The 15914-nt window shown below is 61.3% G+C and carries 13 protein-coding genes; 9 read left to right on the top strand and 4 right to left on the bottom strand.

Annotated features, from left to right (window positions below; genetic code table 11):
• Nucleotides 1-65: 65 nt before the first annotated feature.
• Together ligD and ku are read right to left on the bottom strand one after the other, a co-directional pair.
• Nucleotides 66-2693, bottom strand: a complete 2628-nt coding sequence (ligD, locus tag BLT55_RS05745) for a DNA ligase D (protein ID WP_074800147.1) — start codon at nt 2691-2693, stop codon at nt 66-68.
• Between the two features lie 51 nt (nt 2694-2744).
• A complete protein-coding gene (gene ku, locus BLT55_RS05740) occupies nt 2745-3656 on the bottom strand; it encodes a non-homologous end joining protein Ku (protein WP_054998577.1) in 912 nt (303 codons plus the stop codon).
• A 289-nt stretch (nt 3657-3945) separates the two neighbouring features.
• On the opposite strand from ku, the gene ssuD reads away from it, so the two are divergent.
• Both ssuD and BLT55_RS05730 read left to right on the top strand, forming a co-directional pair.
• The gene (gene ssuD / locus BLT55_RS05735; RefSeq protein ID WP_054998576.1) at nt 3946-5085 is read left to right on the top strand and encodes an FMNH2-dependent alkanesulfonate monooxygenase; all 1140 of its coding nucleotides are present in this window, start codon (nt 3946-3948) and stop codon (nt 5083-5085) included.
• Nucleotides 5085-6191 carry a sigma-54 interaction domain-containing protein gene (locus tag BLT55_RS05730; protein ID WP_054080145.1) on the top strand — a complete coding sequence of 369 codons (1107 nt, stop codon included), beginning with the start codon at nt 5085-5087 and terminating at the stop codon, nt 6189-6191. Before ssuD ends, BLT55_RS05730 begins: the two co-directional genes overlap by 1 nt.
• 408 nt (nt 6192-6599) lie before the next feature.
• Here the strand turns inward: BLT55_RS05730 and BLT55_RS05720 are convergent, their stop codons facing one another.
• Nucleotides 6600-8012: an FAD/NAD(P)-binding protein gene (locus BLT55_RS05720; RefSeq protein ID WP_054998575.1), complete on the bottom strand. Its 1413-nt coding sequence runs from the start codon at nt 8010-8012 to the stop codon at nt 6600-6602.
• Between the two features lie 43 nt (nt 8013-8055).
• A complete protein-coding gene (locus tag BLT55_RS05715) occupies nt 8056-8625 on the bottom strand; it encodes a helix-turn-helix domain-containing protein (protein ID WP_054998574.1) in 570 nt (189 codons plus the stop codon).
• Nucleotides 8626-8736: 111 nt separating this feature from the next.
• On the opposite strand from BLT55_RS05715, the gene BLT55_RS05710 reads away from it, so the two are divergent.
• The 7 genes from BLT55_RS05710 (at nt 8737) to BLT55_RS05680 (ending at nt 15904) form a co-directional block, all read left to right on the top strand.
• Nucleotides 8737-9660, top strand: coding sequence for a DMT family transporter (locus tag BLT55_RS05710; protein WP_054998573.1), 924 nt, complete (start codon nt 8737-8739; stop codon nt 9658-9660).
• Between the two features lie 162 nt (nt 9661-9822).
• A complete protein-coding gene (locus BLT55_RS05705; RefSeq protein ID WP_054998572.1) occupies nt 9823-12741 on the top strand; it encodes a monovalent cation/H+ antiporter subunit A in 2919 nt (972 codons plus the stop codon).
• The gene (locus tag BLT55_RS05700) at nt 12741-13085 is read left to right on the top strand and encodes a Na+/H+ antiporter subunit C (protein WP_007251310.1); all 345 of its coding nucleotides are present in this window, start codon (nt 12741-12743) and stop codon (nt 13083-13085) included. The genes BLT55_RS05705 and BLT55_RS05700 overlap by 1 nt, the downstream gene beginning before the upstream one ends.
• Nucleotides 13082-14767, top strand: a complete 1686-nt coding sequence (locus BLT55_RS05695; RefSeq protein WP_007251309.1) for a monovalent cation/H+ antiporter subunit D — start codon at nt 13082-13084, stop codon at nt 14765-14767. The genes BLT55_RS05700 and BLT55_RS05695 overlap by 4 nt, the downstream gene beginning before the upstream one ends.
• Entirely contained in the window at nt 14764-15252 is a 489-nt protein-coding gene (locus BLT55_RS05690) for a Na+/H+ antiporter subunit E (RefSeq protein WP_054998571.1), read from the top strand. Before BLT55_RS05695 ends, BLT55_RS05690 begins: the two co-directional genes overlap by 4 nt.
• A complete protein-coding gene (locus tag BLT55_RS05685; RefSeq protein ID WP_054998570.1) occupies nt 15249-15527 on the top strand; it encodes a K+/H+ antiporter subunit F in 279 nt (92 codons plus the stop codon). The genes BLT55_RS05690 and BLT55_RS05685 overlap by 4 nt, the downstream gene beginning before the upstream one ends.
• Nucleotides 15524-15904 (top strand): Na+/H+ antiporter subunit G, encoded by a 381-nt coding sequence (locus BLT55_RS05680; RefSeq protein ID WP_007251307.1) that lies wholly within the window; start codon nt 15524-15526, stop codon nt 15902-15904. The genes BLT55_RS05685 and BLT55_RS05680 overlap by 4 nt, the downstream gene beginning before the upstream one ends.
• Nucleotides 15905-15914: the final 10 nt, after the last annotated feature.

Below are 15914 nucleotides of genomic sequence, written 5' to 3'. Positions count from 1 at the left end.
AGCGGGCACATAATTGCTCTTCAGGCCTTTGGCCAGCTGACGGCGATTTTCGACACCCGCAGTGTTCAAGGCTGTCTGGCTCCCAGCTGCTTCCACATTTTTTGCGTGATTTTGCGACGGTTGCGGTAACCCGCCCAAGGATCATCCTTGAGCGTGCTCAAACGCTGGTGCAAATTGGTGATGTCCCATTGCGCCGACGACGTCAGTCCCGCCAACTCATCCAGTGCTATCGGTACCGAGACCGGTAAACCCGGCCGGGCGCGTACCGAATACGCAGTGACCGTGCTGCCGCCGCGACTGTTGCGCAGGTAGTCGATGAAGATCTTGCCGACCCGGTTTTTCGGCCCCATGGTGGCCGTAAAGCGCTCGGGCAACTGACCGCTGACGAACTCGGCAATCGCTTTGGAAAATGCTTTGACGGTGTCCCAGTCAGCCTGCCGCGCCAGCGGCACGATGATGTGCATGCCCTTGCCACCACTGGTTTTCAGAAAAGCGTCCAGCCGCAACTCATCGAGCACGGCGAGCACCATCTGCGTGGCCTCGATCATGCTGCGCCAAGGTAGCGCCGGGTCAGGATCGAGGTCGAGCACCAAGTGATCAGGTGTCTCGATTTTGTCGCGGGTCGCGCCCCAGGTATGCAACTCGATGGCGCCCATTTGCGCGGCCCCGACCAGCGCCTGCACCGAATCGATTTCCATCAGCGCGGCATGGCCAGGGTCCAGCGCGCGATCCAGTTGCCTGATGTTCGGAATGGCCAGATGCTCGGCATGCTTCTGGAAAAACTGCTCGCCATCGATGCCTTCCGGGCAGCGCAACAGGGCTACCGGACGCTTGCTCAGGTACGGCAGAATCCAGTCGGCGATGGCCTCGTAGAACTGCGCAAGTTCGATCTTCTGCGTGCCGGTCTGGCTGTCGATGACCCGATCCGGATGGCTGATACCGGTGCCTGCCACATCAACTCTGCCGTGCGCAGCTTTTTTGCCGGCCCTGGGCGTTGCCGTAGCGGGCCTGGCTTTCGCTGGCGCGGACGTGGAAGGCGCAGAAGCTGCCTTGGTCTGGCCTGCGGCCTTGCCAGGCTGGATCCGTTCGCGCACCACCTCACCAGCCGGTTTGTCAGTGCGCAGGCCAGCAAACGCGGCCTGACGCAGAATACCCTCGCGGGTCCATTGGGCGAACTCTGCTTCGCACACCAGTTGCGGCTCCAGCCACTGCACACCGCGTGCTTGCGCTGCAGTGAGTTTTTTGCACAACGGCGAGCTGTCGCGCTGCAAGGGGCGAAACTGTTTGTGCAATTGTTTGAGGGTCGTCTCGTTGAAACCGGTGCCGACCCGCCCGGCATACACCAGGCCTTGCTGGTCGTCGTTGACTGCCAGCAACAACGCGCCGAACGCCGAGCGGCTGCCCTGTGGTGCACTGTAGCCGACGATCACGAATTCCTGACGCAGACGGCATTTGAGCTTGATCCAGTCGGCATTGCGCTTGCTGACATAAGCACTGCCAGCGCGCTTGCCGATCACTCCTTCGAGGCCCATCGCCGCCGCGCTGCTGACAATGTCCTGATGCCCGGCCTGAAACGCATCGGAGTAACGCAGCAAACGGCTGCGCTGGCTGTCGAGCACTTGCTTCAGAGCATCACGACGCTGTTCCAGCGGCACCTCGCGCAAGTCTTCGCCACTCAGAAACGGCATATCGAACAGGTAATACAGGATGTTTTTGCTCTGCCCCCCGTAAAAGGCATTCTGCAACCCCTGAAAGTCCGGCAGCCCTTGCTCGTCGAGCACCACAACCTCGCCGTCGAACCAGCTGTCCTGCAATTTCAGGCCTTTGAGCGCCTTGACCAGCTCAGGCAACTGATCGGTCCAGTCATTGCCGTTCCGCGTGAACAGCCGCACGTCGTCATGCTGAATACGCGTCAGCATGCGGTAGCCGTCGAACTTGATCTCGTACAGCCATTCGCCTGCGGGCGGAGCGTCCACCAGGGTGGCCAGTTGCGGAGAAAACACTTCGGGGAAAGCTGTTTTCGATATTGCCTGCTTTGGCGTTGCAGCTTTCGCTTTGACGGCCTTGGCTTTGCCGGTTGCCGTGCCAGGTTTGGATTTGCCTTTGACAGGCGCTGTACGCCCTGCCCCGACCTGCGCGCCGCTGATCACGCTTTGTGGCTGTTCCTGAGTGATGTCGTATTCGTCAGCCGGCCGGGCAATCGAGTCCTTCTCCTTGATCAGCAACCACTGCTCCTTGCTGCCGCTGCCCTTGAGCCGGGTGCGCACCAGCGCCCATTCGCCGCTGAGCTTTTCGCCGACCAGGGTGAACTTGAGTTTGCCTTCCTCGTAGGTCTTTTGCGGGTCACCATGGGGTTGCCAGATGCCACGATCCCAGACGATCACGTCACCACCGCCGTATTGCCCCTGCGGAATGCTGCCCTCGAAACTGGCGTAATCCAGCGGGTGATCTTCGACATGCACCGCCAGGCGCTTCTGCTTCGGGTCCAGGCTCGGCCCCTTGGGGACCGCCCAGCTCTTGAGCGTGCCGTCCAGCTCCAGGCGGAAATCGTAGTGCAGGTTGCGCGCATCGTGTTTCTGGATCACGAAACTCAACGCACTTGACCGCGCTTTGCTTTTACGTTTGCTTTCGGCGGGCTCAGAAGTGACATCGAAGTTGCGTTTGCGCGTGTATTCACTGGCTGGCTTGGCCATGGCCGGTTTCTCCGTAGGGATCGAGAGGCTTTTGTCTCAACCGGTTTTGCCTCAAGACGCTTTGCCGGTCTTTTTACGCGCAGCGGGCCGCTTGGGCTTGGTCTCGTCTTTGGCAGCAGCTTTGTCGGTGGCCTTGGCGGCGGGTTTGCTAGCCCTCGCCTTGCCCGCACCGCTCTTGCCCGCCAGGCTGCGACGCAGCAAATCGGTGAGGTCGATGACATCGGCGCTCTTGCGCTCTTCCTCGCCCGGATCGGTTTCGACGTCTTCGATCTTGCCTTCGCTGGCCTTGGTTTCGACCAGTTTCATGATCTTCTCCTGAAACGTATCGCGGTACTTTTCAGGCTCCCAGTCGGCACTCATGTCCTTGACCAGCCGCTTGGCCATGTCGCGTTCGCTTTTATTCAATTGCGCCTTGGTGACGGCCTCACTCAGTTCCAGCGCATCGAGTTCGCGGACGTCGGCGGGCCAGCGCAGAATCACCATCACCAGCGCCGACTCCAGCGGCATGACCGCCGCCAGATGCTCGCGGGTGTGCAACACGACGTTGGCCAGCGCTACCTTTTTGGTATCGATCAGGGTTTCGCGCAGCAGTGCGTAGACGTTTTGGCCGCGCTTGTCCGGGGTCAGAAAATACGGCGTGTCGATGTTCTGCAACGGAATCTGTTGGCTGTCGACGAAGGCGAAGATATCGATGGTCTGGGTCGACTTGGGGTGCGAAGAGCGTATTTCCTCCTCGCTGAGCACCACATAACGATCCTTCTCGTGCAACACGCCTTTGACGATGTTTTCCTTGGTGACTTCCTTGCCGGTGACCTTGTTGATCCGTTTGTAGCCGACCGGGTCCATGCTGCGCTTGTCCAGCCAGTCGAAATCGACACTGTTCGACGTTGTCGCAGACACCAGCGCGACGGGGATGTGTACCAGCCCGAAGCTGATCGCGCCCTTCCAGATTGCCCTTGCCATGGTCTGACTCCTGTTGGTCTTCAACAGGTGACCGGGCACAACCGAGAAAAGTTTCGACAGGCTGACGAGCGCTGCCAAACCCCTGTGGCAGAAGGCTCTGGAGCGGAAAACAGGTCACCCGCACCGCCATATATGCCTTTAAGATCTAAAAATATGGTTTAACGATCTTTTGCGGAATAAACAAGACGTTCTATAACTGGCCCCACCTCGAACGCTGTTGGCAGACTGTCTGCACTCCAACAGTAGGTCCCGTCAGCTTCATTGAGCTGATCACTCCCAAGGATTTGTCATGAACGTTTTCTGGTTTCTTCCGACTCACGGCGACGGCCATTATCTGGGCACCACCAAGGGCGCGCGCCCGGTGACCCTGAATTACCTGAAGCAAGTGGCGCAGGCTGCCGATGATCTGGGCTATTACGGGGTGCTGATCCCTACCGGCCGCTCCTGCGAGGATTCGTGGGTGATCGCCTCGGCGCTGGTGCCGCTGACCGAGCGTTTGAAGTACCTGGTGGCGATCCGTCCAGGGATCATCTCCCCGACCGTTTCGGCGCGTATGGCGGCCACACTGGATCGCCTATCCGGCGGCCGCCTACTGATCAACGTGGTCACCGGTGGCGATCCGGACGAGAACCGCGGCGATGGCAGCTTCCTCGACCATAGCGAACGTTACGAAGTCACCGACGAGTTCCTGAAAATCTGGCGCCGCGTTCTGCAGGGCGAAGCGGTCGATTTCGAAGGCAAACACCTGCGCGTACAGAACGCCAAGGCGCTGTACCCACCGATCCAGAAACCTTATCCGCCGCTGTATTTTGGTGGTTCTTCGGACGCGGCTCATGATCTGGCCGCCGATCAGGTGGACGTCTACCTGACCTGGGGCGAGCCGCCCGCAGCCGTCGCGCAGAAGCTCGCCGATGTGCGGGAACGTGCCGCGCGCAAGGGCCGTACCGTGAAGTTCGGCATTCGTCTGCACGTGATCGTCCGGGAAACCAGCGAAAAAGCCTGGAAAGCCGCCAGCACCCTGATCGAACACATCAGCGACGAAACCATCGCAGCGGCGCAGAAATCCTTTTCGCGTTTCGACTCCGAAGGCCAGCGACGTATGGCAGCGCTGCATGACGGGCGTCGCGACAACCTGGAAATCGCTCCCAACCTGTGGGCGGGCGTCGGCCTGGTGCGTGGCGGCGCAGGCACGGCACTGGTCGGCAACCCGCAGGAAGTCGCGGAACGTATCAAGGAATATGCGGATCTGGGCATCGAGAGCTTCATCTTTTCCGGTTACCCGCATCTGGAAGAAGCGTATCGTTTTGCCGAGCTGGTCTTCCCGCTGTTGCCTGAGCCTTATGCCAGCCTCGCCGGGCGCGGCATCACCAATCTGACCGGGCCGTTTGGCGAAATGATCGCCAACGATTTGCCCCCGCAGGCCAAGTGATGTCCGGGCAACTGCTGACCTTACCGCACTCGCCTGCGCTGGCGACCTCGATCAGGGCCACCGCGCAGGTCTTCGAAGACCCGAAATCCAGAGCCTTGCTGGCTCACGTGCGCCAGGTCGCGCCAAGCGACGCCAGCGTGCTGATCATCGGTGAAACCGGCACCGGCAAGGAACTGGTTGCCAGGCATGTCCACGAGTTGAGCGCCCGGCGTGACAAGCCGTTCGTGGCCGTGAACTGCGGAGCGTTTTCCGAAAACCTGATCGAGGCCGAGTTGTTTGGTCACGATAAAGGCGCCTTTACCGGTGCAATCAGCGCCAAGGCAGGCTGGTTCGAGGAGGCCAACGGCGGCACGCTGTTTCTCGATGAGATCGGTGATCTGCCCATGACGCTTCAGGTCAAACTGCTGCGCGTGCTTCAGGAGCGCGAAGTCGTGCGTCTGGGTTCACGCAAGAGCATTCCGATCGATGTGCGAGTGCTGGCGGCCACCAACGTGCAGCTGGAAAAAGCCATCAATGCCGGGCATTTTCGCGAGGATCTGTATTACCGGCTGGACGTGGTCAATCTGGAGTTGAGCCCCTTGCGCGAGCGGCCGGGCGATATTCTGCCTCTGGCCCGGCATTTCATCGAGGTATATAGCCAGCGCCTGCGGCATGGTCCGGTGCGCATCAGCCCGGAGGCCGAGCACAAGCTGAAAACCTACAGTTGGCCGGGCAATATTCGCGAGCTGGAAAACGTCATTCATCACACGCTGCTGGTCTGCCGTGACGGGGTGATTCAGCGTGATGACTTGCGCATGTCGAACCTGAGAATCGAGCGTCAGGACGAGTACAACCCGGCTGACGAGTCTGCCGAGCAGTTGCTCAACCGTGCGTTTCAAAAGCTGTTCGAGGAGCAGGCAGGCGCCTTGCACGAAAAGGTCGAGGACACGTTACTGCGTACGGCTTATCGTTTCTGCCATCACAATCAGGTGCATACGGCCAGCCTGCTGGGCCTGACGCGGAACGTGACGCGCACGCGTCTGATCAAGATCGGCGAACTGGCGGTCAACAAGCGCAGGCCTGGCGAGAATGTGCAGGGCGACCGTATGCTGCATTTGTCGGTGTGAGCTTGAGAATGGTTTTTGAGTCTCGTGCCCACGCTTCGCCATGCATTTCTGGACGCTTCGCGTCACACAGCGGTTTTACGATGTCAGCGGCATTTGCGTCTGACTCAGGTCACCTTTGCGCCCTAACGGCGCCCTACTTTGAGGGACCAAAGTAGGCAAAGTCCCAGCTCCGTTTCCGGCCCGACTTCGTCGGGTTCCTTCGTCGCAATCGGCGTCGTCAATGCCATCGCGGTTGAAAAGCACATCTAAAGCCAAGGCATTATCGCGGACATGTGACGCGGAGCGTCACGACGGGCATTCCCGTGCTTGCGCCTGAGAAACGAGAGGTGTCTAAACACTTATCGTGACAACGGTCCGCGTTGTCATGCCGTTCTGGACGCTCCGCGTCCGCTCTTGCGGGTCAGCACGCTAGCTCAAGGAGGCCAAACGCATTGCCAGCGCCTTGGCCTGGATCGCTACGTCGGTGACGGCGGTGCTCTCCCACCACATGCCGCGCAACGGCGGGCCCATGGCGAATAACCGGGAGGAATACTGACCTTGCGCATCAAGCACCGCGCCTCCAGCGTCGGCGGCGATGCCCAGCGCCAGTGGGCCGGGCTGGATCAACCCGCGTGCCAGCAACTGGCGAGGCAGCGGGCGGTCCACGCGACGCCAGTCGTATTCAATGCCGGTGGAATTTATCAGCGCATCACCCGCCAGTTGCGACGGTTCACTCTCGCCCCGATAGCGGACGCTGATCTGCACCTGTCCCGAAGCCAGACTGGCAACACTCTGCAACGATGCAGCCTGAATGCTCAGCCGTCCTTGCCGCACCAGCCTGGCCAGCAACGCCGCACTCGGCGGCGGCGAGCGATGGTGATGGCTTTCCCACCACGGCCGTACATGGCGCACGAATTGTCGGCGCTGCCTGTCGGTCGCCTGATGCCACAGCCGTCCGACGTTGCCGCGCACGGTATCCAGCGGGGCCTGCCAGTCAATGCCGCTTTCGATGGCCAGCTCGCACTGCTCGCGCACCTTGCGCAGCAACTGCCGGGTGGTACGGATACTCGGGTCCTGAGCCAGAAAGTCAGGCCATTCCGGCGGCTGACGGCGCACGTGAGGCAACAGGCCGTGGCGCGAAAAAACCTGAATCGGCCCGCGATGGCCCGCTTTTTCAAGAGACACCACCGCGTCGACCATGGTCAGCCCGGAACCGATGATCAGCACCCTCGCCTGCCGATCGAGCTGGCGCATGACCGCCACATCCCACGGGTCCAGCGCCGCTGCATTCAGCCCGTTCGACTCGCGCATCGGCGTACGTGAAGCAGCGTACATGCCGGTGGCCAGCACGGCATGGCGGCCACGCAGCAGACTGCCATCCGCCAGCGTGATGCTGACACCGGAAGCGTCAGGCTGCACATCGACCGCCTCGCCGCGCACATGCGCAAGCGTCGAACCATAAACGTCTCCGGCGACGCGGGCCTCGCGCAGGCGCTGCTGCACATAGAGACCGAACACCCCTCGTGGCGGAAACAGCTCGGCCACCGGTACTGGCTGCTCTGCGGATTCGGGCCAGCCGCCTTCGGCCAGGTATCCGGTCAGCCATTCGGTCAGGTCAGCGGGGTTGTCCGGATCAACGCTCATGCGCGCCGCATTGCCATTGAGCGTATGCCCAGGCTCGGTAGCACTGTAGGCCTCGCCACGCCCCAGTTCGCTGCGGGTTTCGATGATCATGATCCGACGCTGACCCGGCCTGCGGAGTAGTTGTACGGCCAGCATGCTGCCGCTCAAACCGCCGCCGATGATCAGAATATCGGCCATCTGGTTATGCTCGTCGCTCATCGAACAGCGCCTCGATCGGGATGCCACAAAAAGAATAAGAACGTTACAGCACCACGTTGCGCACGAAGCGCAGCGGCAGCGCGCCTTCGTTGCAATAGCGGTGCGGCTGATTGCTGGGAAACATGAAAAACTCACCCAGCCCGATCAGTTGCGCTGCAACCGGTTCGGCCAGGCGCAGGGTCAGTTGCCCTTCCACGACATAGACCTGCTCGCTCCAGCCATCCGGGTCGGCTTCCGATGCGTAGATGTCTCCGGGCGCCAGGCAGAACTCCCACAGCTCGACTTCGCGCCGGGCAATCGCCCTGGCCAGCAACACCGCCTTGCTGCCAGCACGCGTACCTTCCCAGGCCAACTCGTTGATGCGGCTATGATCGCGGCTGTCAGGGGCCTGAATCAGGTCACTGAAGGCCACGTCGAGTGCTTCGGCGACGCGGTCCAGGGTCGCCAGGCTGACGTTTTTTTCCCCGGCCTCGATAGCCACCAACATGCGGCGGCTCACGCCGGACTTATCCGCCAGAGCAGTCTGGCTGAGATCTGCCGCGTTCCGCAGACGCCGGACGTTCTGGCTGACGTGTTGCAGCACGGGCGCGCGGCGGTGATGTTCTGGGTGCATGGATGTACTCACGTGAAACCATTGCGCAGTATACTGCCCACTTCTGGGCGACCATCAAGGTGCTCAGTCTCTCATCCCGCGCCTCGTAATGAACAGGAATCTGAAGCCGACATGAAGTCTATCAGCCGCTTGCCCCGCATCAGTAAAGCAGAAGCCGTATTGATTCTGATCACCATGCTGTGGGGGGGCACGTTCCTGCTGGTACAACATGCGATGACGGTCAGCGGCCCGATGTTTTTTGTCGGCCTGCGTTTCGCCGCCGCAGCAGTGATCGTCGCACTGTTCTCGATGAACGTGCTGCGCGGCCTGACATTGCTCGAACTCAAGGCGGGTGTCGTGATCGGCACGGCGATCATGCTTGGCTATGGTCTGCAGACCATCGGCTTGCAGACCATTCCCAGTAGCCAGTCGGCATTCGTTACCGCGCTTTATGTGCCCTGCGTGCCATTGCTGCAATGGCTGGTACTCGGTCGGCGGCCGGGGCTGATGCCGACCCTGGGAATTGTCCTGGCGTTCATCGGCCTGATGCTCGTCTCGGGCCCCGAAGGTGCCTCCATGGATTTCAGCTCGGGGGAAATCGTCACACTGATCAGCGCTGTGGCCATCGCCGCTGAAATCATCATGATCAGTGCCTATGCTGGCAGGGTCGATGTACGCCGAGTGACGGTGGTGCAACTGGCGACCGCTTCGGTGCTGGCGTTTCTGATGATCGTGCCGACCCAGGAAAGTCTGCCGGCATTCTCCTGGTTGCTGGTGCTCAGCGCAGTGGGCCTGGGGGCGATGAGTGCAGCGATTCAGATTGCCATGAACTGGGCGCAACGCAGCGTCTCGCCCACCCGCGCGACGGTGATTTATGCCGGTGAACCGGTCTGGGCCGGGATTGTCGGAAGACTGGCCGGTGAGCGCCTGCCGGGGATTGCCTTGCTCGGCGCGGCGTTGATCGTGGCGGGCGTCATTGTCAGCGAACTGAAACGGCGCTCGCCTGCCACCGAAGAGCTTGATAGCAGGGAGCCAGGCGCACGACAAACCGACTGAAAAGGCGTGGGTCATGGATGAAGAATGATTGTTTACCGCAGCCTGGATTGTCTGATGTAAAAATATCAGACACTTTTTGTAGGAAATTTCGGAAAGTGTTCGTTTGGTATTGGGTTCTCTGGCACGTATGATGCCTGACATTCTCCTGCAGATTAGAAGCCTATGTCTCTGATAGTTCTACTGCTTCTGCCTTTCATCGGCAGCTGTCTGGCGGCCTTTTTGCCGCACAACGCACGTAACGCAGAATCCTTTCTGGCGGGTCTGGTTGCCTTGGTCGGCGCAATTCAGATGGCGTTGTGGTTTCCGCAGATTGCCGATGGTGGCGTGATCCGGGAAGAGTATTTCTGGCTGCCCAGCCTGGGAATGAATTTTGTCCTGCGTATCGACGGCTTCGCCTGGCTGTTCTCGATGCTGGTGCTGGGCATCGGCGCGCTGGTGTCCCTGTACGCGCGCTATTATATGTCGCCGGACGATCCGGTGCCACGCTTTTTTGCCTTTTTCCTCGCGTTCATGGGCGCCATGCTCGGGCTGGTCATGTCCGGCAACCTGATCCAGATCGTGTTTTTCTGGGAACTGACCAGCCTGTTTTCCTTCCTGCTGATTGGCTACTGGCACCACCGTGCCGATGCCCGGCGCGGTGCCTACATGGCGTTGATGGTCACCGGTGCTGGCGGGCTGGCGCTGCTCGCGGGGATGATGATTCTCGGGCATGTAGCCGGCAGTTATGATCTGGACCGCGTACTGGCGTCTGGCGATGCGATCCGCGCGCATGCCTTGTATCCGGTGTTGCTGACCCTGATCCTGATCGGCGCGCTGAGCAAAAGCGCGCAGTTCCCTTTCCACTTCTGGCTGCCCCACGCGATGGCAGCACCGACGCCGGTGTCGGCGTACCTGCACTCGGCCACCATGGTCAAAGCGGGTGTGTTTCTCATGGCACGCATGTGGCCGTCGTTGTCCGGCAGCGAACAATGGTTCTGGATGGTCAGCGGTGCGGGTGCCTGCACGCTGATTCTGGGTGCCTACGCGGCCATTTTCCAGAATGACCTGAAGGGCCTGCTGGCCTACTCGACCATCAGTCATCTGGGGCTGATCACGCTGTTGCTCGGCCTGAACAGCCCGCTGGCGGCAGTGGCCGCCGTGTTCCACATCCTTAACCACGCCACGTTCAAGGCCTCGCTGTTCATGGCCGCAGGGATCATCGACCACGAAAGCGGCACGCGGGATATCCGGCGTCTCAGCGGGCTGGTCAAGCTGCTGCCTTACACCGCAACCCTGGCGATGGTCGCCAGTGCGTCGATGGCAGGCGTGCCGCTGCTCAACGGTTTCCTGTCCAAAGAGATGTTCTTCGCTGAAACGGTGTTCATCTCGGCCACCGCCTGGGTGGAGATGGCGCTGCCGGTGGTCGCGACCATTGCCGGCGTGTTCAGCGTCGCCTACTCGCTACGCTTCACGGTCGACGTGTTCTTCGGCCCGGCCGCCAAGGATCTTCCGCACCTGCCCCACGAGCCGCCGCGCTGGATGCGTGCGCCGGTCGAGTTTCTGGTACTGACCTGCGTCGTGGTCGGCATTTTCCCGGCTCAATCGGTCGCGCCACTGCTGGCAGCGGCGGCCCGGCCGGTGGTCGGTGGCACACTGCCCGAATACAGCCTGGCCATCTGGCATGGCTGGAACGCGCCGATCATCATGAGTCTGGTGGCGATGGCGGGCGGCATCATTTTGTATCTGTTGTTGCGCAAGCCGCTCAAGCAAGAGCGTATCACCGCCCCGCCGCTGGTAGGCAGGCTCAACGGCAAGCACCTGTTCGAACGCAGCCTGGTGGTGGCGATGCATTGGGCACGCCGTTTCGAGCGCAAAGTCAGCACGCGTCGCTTGCAACCGCAGTTGTTTCTGCTGGTGATGGCTGCAGCGCTGGGCGGCTTTATTCCGATGTATTTCAGCGGCCTGACGTGGGGCGACCGGCCGAAGATTCCGGGTTCCGGGGTGTTCGTCACACTCTGGCTGATCGCGATTGCCTGCGCGCTGGGCGCGGCATGGCAGGGTAAATACCATCGTCTGGCGGCACTGGTGATGGTCAGCGTCTGCGGGCTGATGACCTGTATCACCTTCGTCTGGTTCTCGGCTCCCGACCTGGCGTTGACGCAACTGGTGGTGGAAGTGGTAACCACGGTGCTGATCCTGCTCGGCCTGCGCTGGTTGCCGCGCCGCAACGAAGACGTCGCCCCGCTCAGCGCCCGCCTGCGCGCCCGCACCCGGCGTATTCGCGACTTCGGCCTCGCGGTGCTGGTCGGCGTCGGGATGGCGCTATTGTCCTACGCCATGCTGACTCGCCAGACTCCGAACGCCATTTCTTCGTTTTACCTGAGCCGTGCGCTGCCTCAGGGCGGCGGCACCAACGTGGTCAATGTGATGCTGGTGGATTTCCGTGGTTTCGACACGTTTGGCGAAATCACTGTACTGGCTGCCGTGGCATTGACCGTTTTCGCTCTGTTGCGCCGCTTCCGCCCGCCCAAAGAAAGCATCCTGTTGCCTGCGCAGCAACGCCTGCTGGCACGCGATGTGGTGACCGACCTGATCAACCCGCGTAGCGCCAGTGACACGGCGCTCGGTTTCATGATGGTCCCGGCAGCACTGGTCAGATTGCTGCTGCCGATTGCCTTCATCATCTCGATGTACCTGTTCATTCGTGGCCACAATCAGCCAGGCGGCGGATTCGTGGCCGGGCTGGTGATGTCAGTGGCCTTACTGCTGCAGTACATGGTCGCCGGAACTCAGTGGGTCGAAGCGCAGATGAGTCTGCGGCCGCTGCGCTGGATGGGCACCGGCCTGTTGGTTGCGGTGCTGACCGGAGCCGGCTCGATGGCGTTGGGTTATCCGTTCATGACAACCCACACTGCGCATGTCGATCTGCCGATCCTGGGTGACATCCACATTGCCAGCGCGCTGTTTTTCGACGTCGGCGTGTATGCCGTGGTGGTCGGGTCGACCTTGCTGATTCTTACCGCGCTGGCTCACCAGTCGGTACGCAGCCATCGTCCGACCCAACTGCCCAAGCCTGTCGCCAACCCGCAAGGAATTCTCTGATGGAAGAAGTCATCGCAGTCGCCATCGGTGTTCTCGCCGCCTCGGGAGTCTGGCTGATCCTGCGCCCGCGAACCTTTCAGGTGGTCATGGGCCTGTGCCTGCTCTCTTACGGGGTCAACCTGTTCATTTTCAGCATGGGCAGCCTGTTCATCGGCAAGGAACCGATCATCAAGGACGGTATTCCCCAGGACCTGCTCAATTACACTGACCCGCTGCCGCAGGCACTGGTGCTCACCGCCATCGTCATCAGCTTTGCCATGACCGCGCTGTTTCTGGTGGTGCTGCTCGCCTCCCGAGGCCTGACCGGCACCGACCACGTCGATGGCCGGGAGCCCAAGGCATGAGCTGGATGAATCAGCTGATCATCGCGCCGATCCTGCTGCCGTTGCTGACCGCCGGGCTGATGCTCTGGCTGGGCGAAAAGCACCGGCCGCTCAAAGGGCGCATCAACCTGTTCTCGAGTATCCTCGGGCTGGGCATCTCGGTGGTGTTGATGCTCTGGGTGCAGCACAGCGGCAGCAGCGGATCGATCGGTGTCTATCTGCCGGGCAACTGGGGCGTGCCGTTCGGTATCGTGCTGGTCGTCGATCACCTGTCGGCGCTGATGATGGTGCTGACCGGCATCGTCGGTGTCTGCGCGCTGCTTTTCGCCCTGGCGCGCTGGGATCGGGCCGGGGCCAGCTTCCATGCTTTGTTCCAGATCCAGCTGATGGGCCTGTACGGCGCGTTTCTGACCGCTGACCTGTTCAACCTGTTCGTGTTCTTCGAAGTCTTGCTCGCGGCGTCGTATGGCCTGATGCTGCACGGCTCCGGGCGGGCGCGCGTATCGGCCGGCCTGCATTACATTTCGATCAACCTGCTGGCCTCGTCGCTGTTTCTGATCGGCGCCGCCTTGATCTACGGCGTGACTGGCACCCTGAATTTCGCTGACCTGGCGATCAAGATTCCGCAGGTGTCGGAAGCCGATCTGGGCCTGCTGCACGCCGGCGCGGCGATTCTGGCCACGGCCTTTCTGGCAAAGGCCGGAATGTGGCCACTGAATTTCTGGCTGGTTCCGGCCTACTCGTCCGCCAGCGCACCCGTAGCGGCGATGTTTGCGATCATGACCAAGGTAGGCATCTATACCCTGCTGCGCCTGTGGACGCTGCTGTTTTCCGGGCAGGCCGGCGCTTCGGCGTTTTTCGGCGGCGACTGGCTGATCTTTGGCGGCATGGCGACGATCTTTACGGCGGCGATCGCGATCATTGCGGCCCAGCGTCTGGAGCGTCTGGCCAGCCTGAGCATCTTGGTGTCGGCGGGCATTCTGCTGTCGGCAATCGGTTTTGCTCAGCCCAGCCTGACGTCAGGTGCGCTGTTTTATCTGGTCAGCTCGACCCTTGCCCTGAGCGCGATGTTCCTGCTGGGCGAATTGATCGAACGTTCGCGCTCGGCCAACGAAATCCCGCTGGAGGAAGACGCCGACCAGTTGCCACGCGCCGTGGAGTCGCTGCATCCGCCGCCCGGCACCAACCTGGACGACGAGCAAAAAGTCGTGGTCGGCCAGGTCATTCCCATGACCGTGGCCTTTCTGGGCCTGAGCTTCATCATCTGCGCGCTGCTGATCATCGGCATGCCGCCGCTGTCCGGGTTCATCGGCAAGCTGACGCTGCTCAGCGCCTTGTTGAACCCGCTGGGGCTGGATGTTGCCAAGGACGAGGCGCTGCTGCCCCGCTCATGGATGTTGATCGGCCTGCTGATTTTTTCCGGACTGGCGTCACTGATTGCCTTTTCCAGGCTCGGCACGCAGCGCTTCTGGACACCCCACGAGCGCCCTTCGCCACTGTTACGGCGCAATGAGTGCCTGCCAATCGTCATCCTGCTCGGCTTGTGCATTGCGCTGACCTTCAAGGCCGAGCCGCTGCTGCGTTACACGCAAGACACCGCTGCCGCACTGCATGAGCCCAAACAGTATGTGCAGTCGGTGCTCGCGACACGACCGATCCCCGGCCCGACCAGTCGTGACGTGAACCCGGAGGGGCAACCATGAAACGTCTGTTTCCGGCCCCCCTGCTCTCACTGGCGCTCTGGATGTTGTGGCTGGTGCTGAACCTGTCGCTCAGCCCCGGTCACGTGCTGCTGGGTGCTCTGCTGGGGTTTCTGGCACCGCTGTTGATGGCACCGTTGCGTCCGCTGCCGGTGCGCATTCGCAAACCGGGAACGATCCTGAAGTTTTTCTGGATGGTCGGCTGCGACGTGGTGGTGTCCAACCTGCAGGTCGGCCTGAGCATCTGGCGGCTCAAGCGTCGTCCGCCGCGCTCGGCCTTCGTGCGAATCCCGCTGGACCTGCACGACGCCCACGGTCTTGCCGCACTGGCGATAGTGACCACGGTAGTGCCCGGTACAGTCTGGTCGGAACTGGCGCTGGATCGCAGCGTGCTGCTGATGCATGTCTTCGATCTGGAGGACGAGGCGCAATTCATCGAACACTTCAAGACCACCTATGAGCGTCCATTGATGGAGATCTTTCAGTGAGTGCACTGCTCGACAACGCGATTCTGATCAGCCTGCTGATCTTCGCCCTGACCATGGTTATCACCCTGCTGCGCCTGATCAAAGGCCCTTCCGCGCAGGACCGGGTACTGGCGCTGGACTACCTGTACATCATCGCCATGCTGATGATGCTGGTATTGGGTATCCGCTACGCCAGTGACACCTATTTCGAGGCGGCGATGCTGATCGCTCTGTTTGGCTTCGTTGGCTCGTTCGCACTGGCCAAATTCCTGTTGCGCGGAGAAGTGATCGAATGAACGAACTGTCCGGTTCCGTCCCTTTCTGGGCTGAAATACTCACTGCCGGGCTGCTGATCGTCAGCAGCCTGTTCGCCCTGACGGGCGCCATCGGGCTGTTGCGCCTGAAAGACTTCTTTCAACGCATGCATCCACCGGCACTGGCGTCGACACTGGGCGCGTGGTGCGTGGCATTGGCGTCGATCATCTACTTCTCGGCACTCAAGTCAGAGCCGGTCATCCATGCCTGGCTCATTCCGGTGCTGCTGGCGATTACCGTGCCCGTGACGACCCTGTTGCTCGCGCGCACTGCGTTGTTCCGCAAGCGCATGGCCGGTGACGATGTACCGGCCGAGGTGAGCAGCGGTCGCGTCGACGGCGAATCAAGCGGAGGCTGAAGGCGGAGGG

Origin of the sequence: Pseudomonas cannabina, assembly GCF_900100365.1 — a bacterium.
Taxonomy (GTDB): Bacteria; Pseudomonadota; Gammaproteobacteria; order Pseudomonadales; family Pseudomonadaceae; genus Aquipseudomonas; species Aquipseudomonas cannabina.
This window is presented reverse-complemented; position numbering and strand designations above follow the sequence as displayed.

Excerpts from the sequence above, each read along its gene's own strand:
- ligD (WP_074800147.1), bottom strand. The coding sequence starts at position 2,693 with ATGGCCAAGCCAGCCAGTGAATACACGCGCAAACGCAACTTCGATGTC.
- ku (WP_054998577.1), bottom strand. The coding sequence starts at position 3,656 with ATGGCAAGGGCAATCTGGAAGGGCGCGATCAGCTTCGGGCTGGTACAC.
- ssuD (WP_054998576.1), top strand. The coding sequence starts at position 3,946 with ATGAACGTTTTCTGGTTTCTTCCGACTCACGGCGACGGCCATTATCTG.
- BLT55_RS05730 (WP_054080145.1), top strand. The coding sequence starts at position 5,085 with ATGTCCGGGCAACTGCTGACCTTACCGCACTCGCCTGCGCTGGCGACC.
- BLT55_RS05720 (WP_054998575.1), bottom strand. The coding sequence starts at position 8,012 with ATGAGCGACGAGCATAACCAGATGGCCGATATTCTGATCATCGGCGGC.
- BLT55_RS05715 (WP_054998574.1), bottom strand. The coding sequence starts at position 8,625 with ATGCACCCAGAACATCACCGCCGCGCGCCCGTGCTGCAACACGTCAGC.
- BLT55_RS05710 (WP_054998573.1), top strand. The coding sequence starts at position 8,737 with ATGAAGTCTATCAGCCGCTTGCCCCGCATCAGTAAAGCAGAAGCCGTA.
- BLT55_RS05705 (WP_054998572.1), top strand. The coding sequence starts at position 9,823 with ATGTCTCTGATAGTTCTACTGCTTCTGCCTTTCATCGGCAGCTGTCTG.
- BLT55_RS05700 (WP_007251310.1), top strand. The coding sequence starts at position 12,741 with ATGGAAGAAGTCATCGCAGTCGCCATCGGTGTTCTCGCCGCCTCGGGA.
- BLT55_RS05695 (WP_007251309.1), top strand. The coding sequence starts at position 13,082 with ATGAGCTGGATGAATCAGCTGATCATCGCGCCGATCCTGCTGCCGTTG.
- BLT55_RS05690 (WP_054998571.1), top strand. The coding sequence starts at position 14,764 with ATGAAACGTCTGTTTCCGGCCCCCCTGCTCTCACTGGCGCTCTGGATG.
- BLT55_RS05680 (WP_007251307.1), top strand. The coding sequence starts at position 15,524 with ATGAACGAACTGTCCGGTTCCGTCCCTTTCTGGGCTGAAATACTCACT.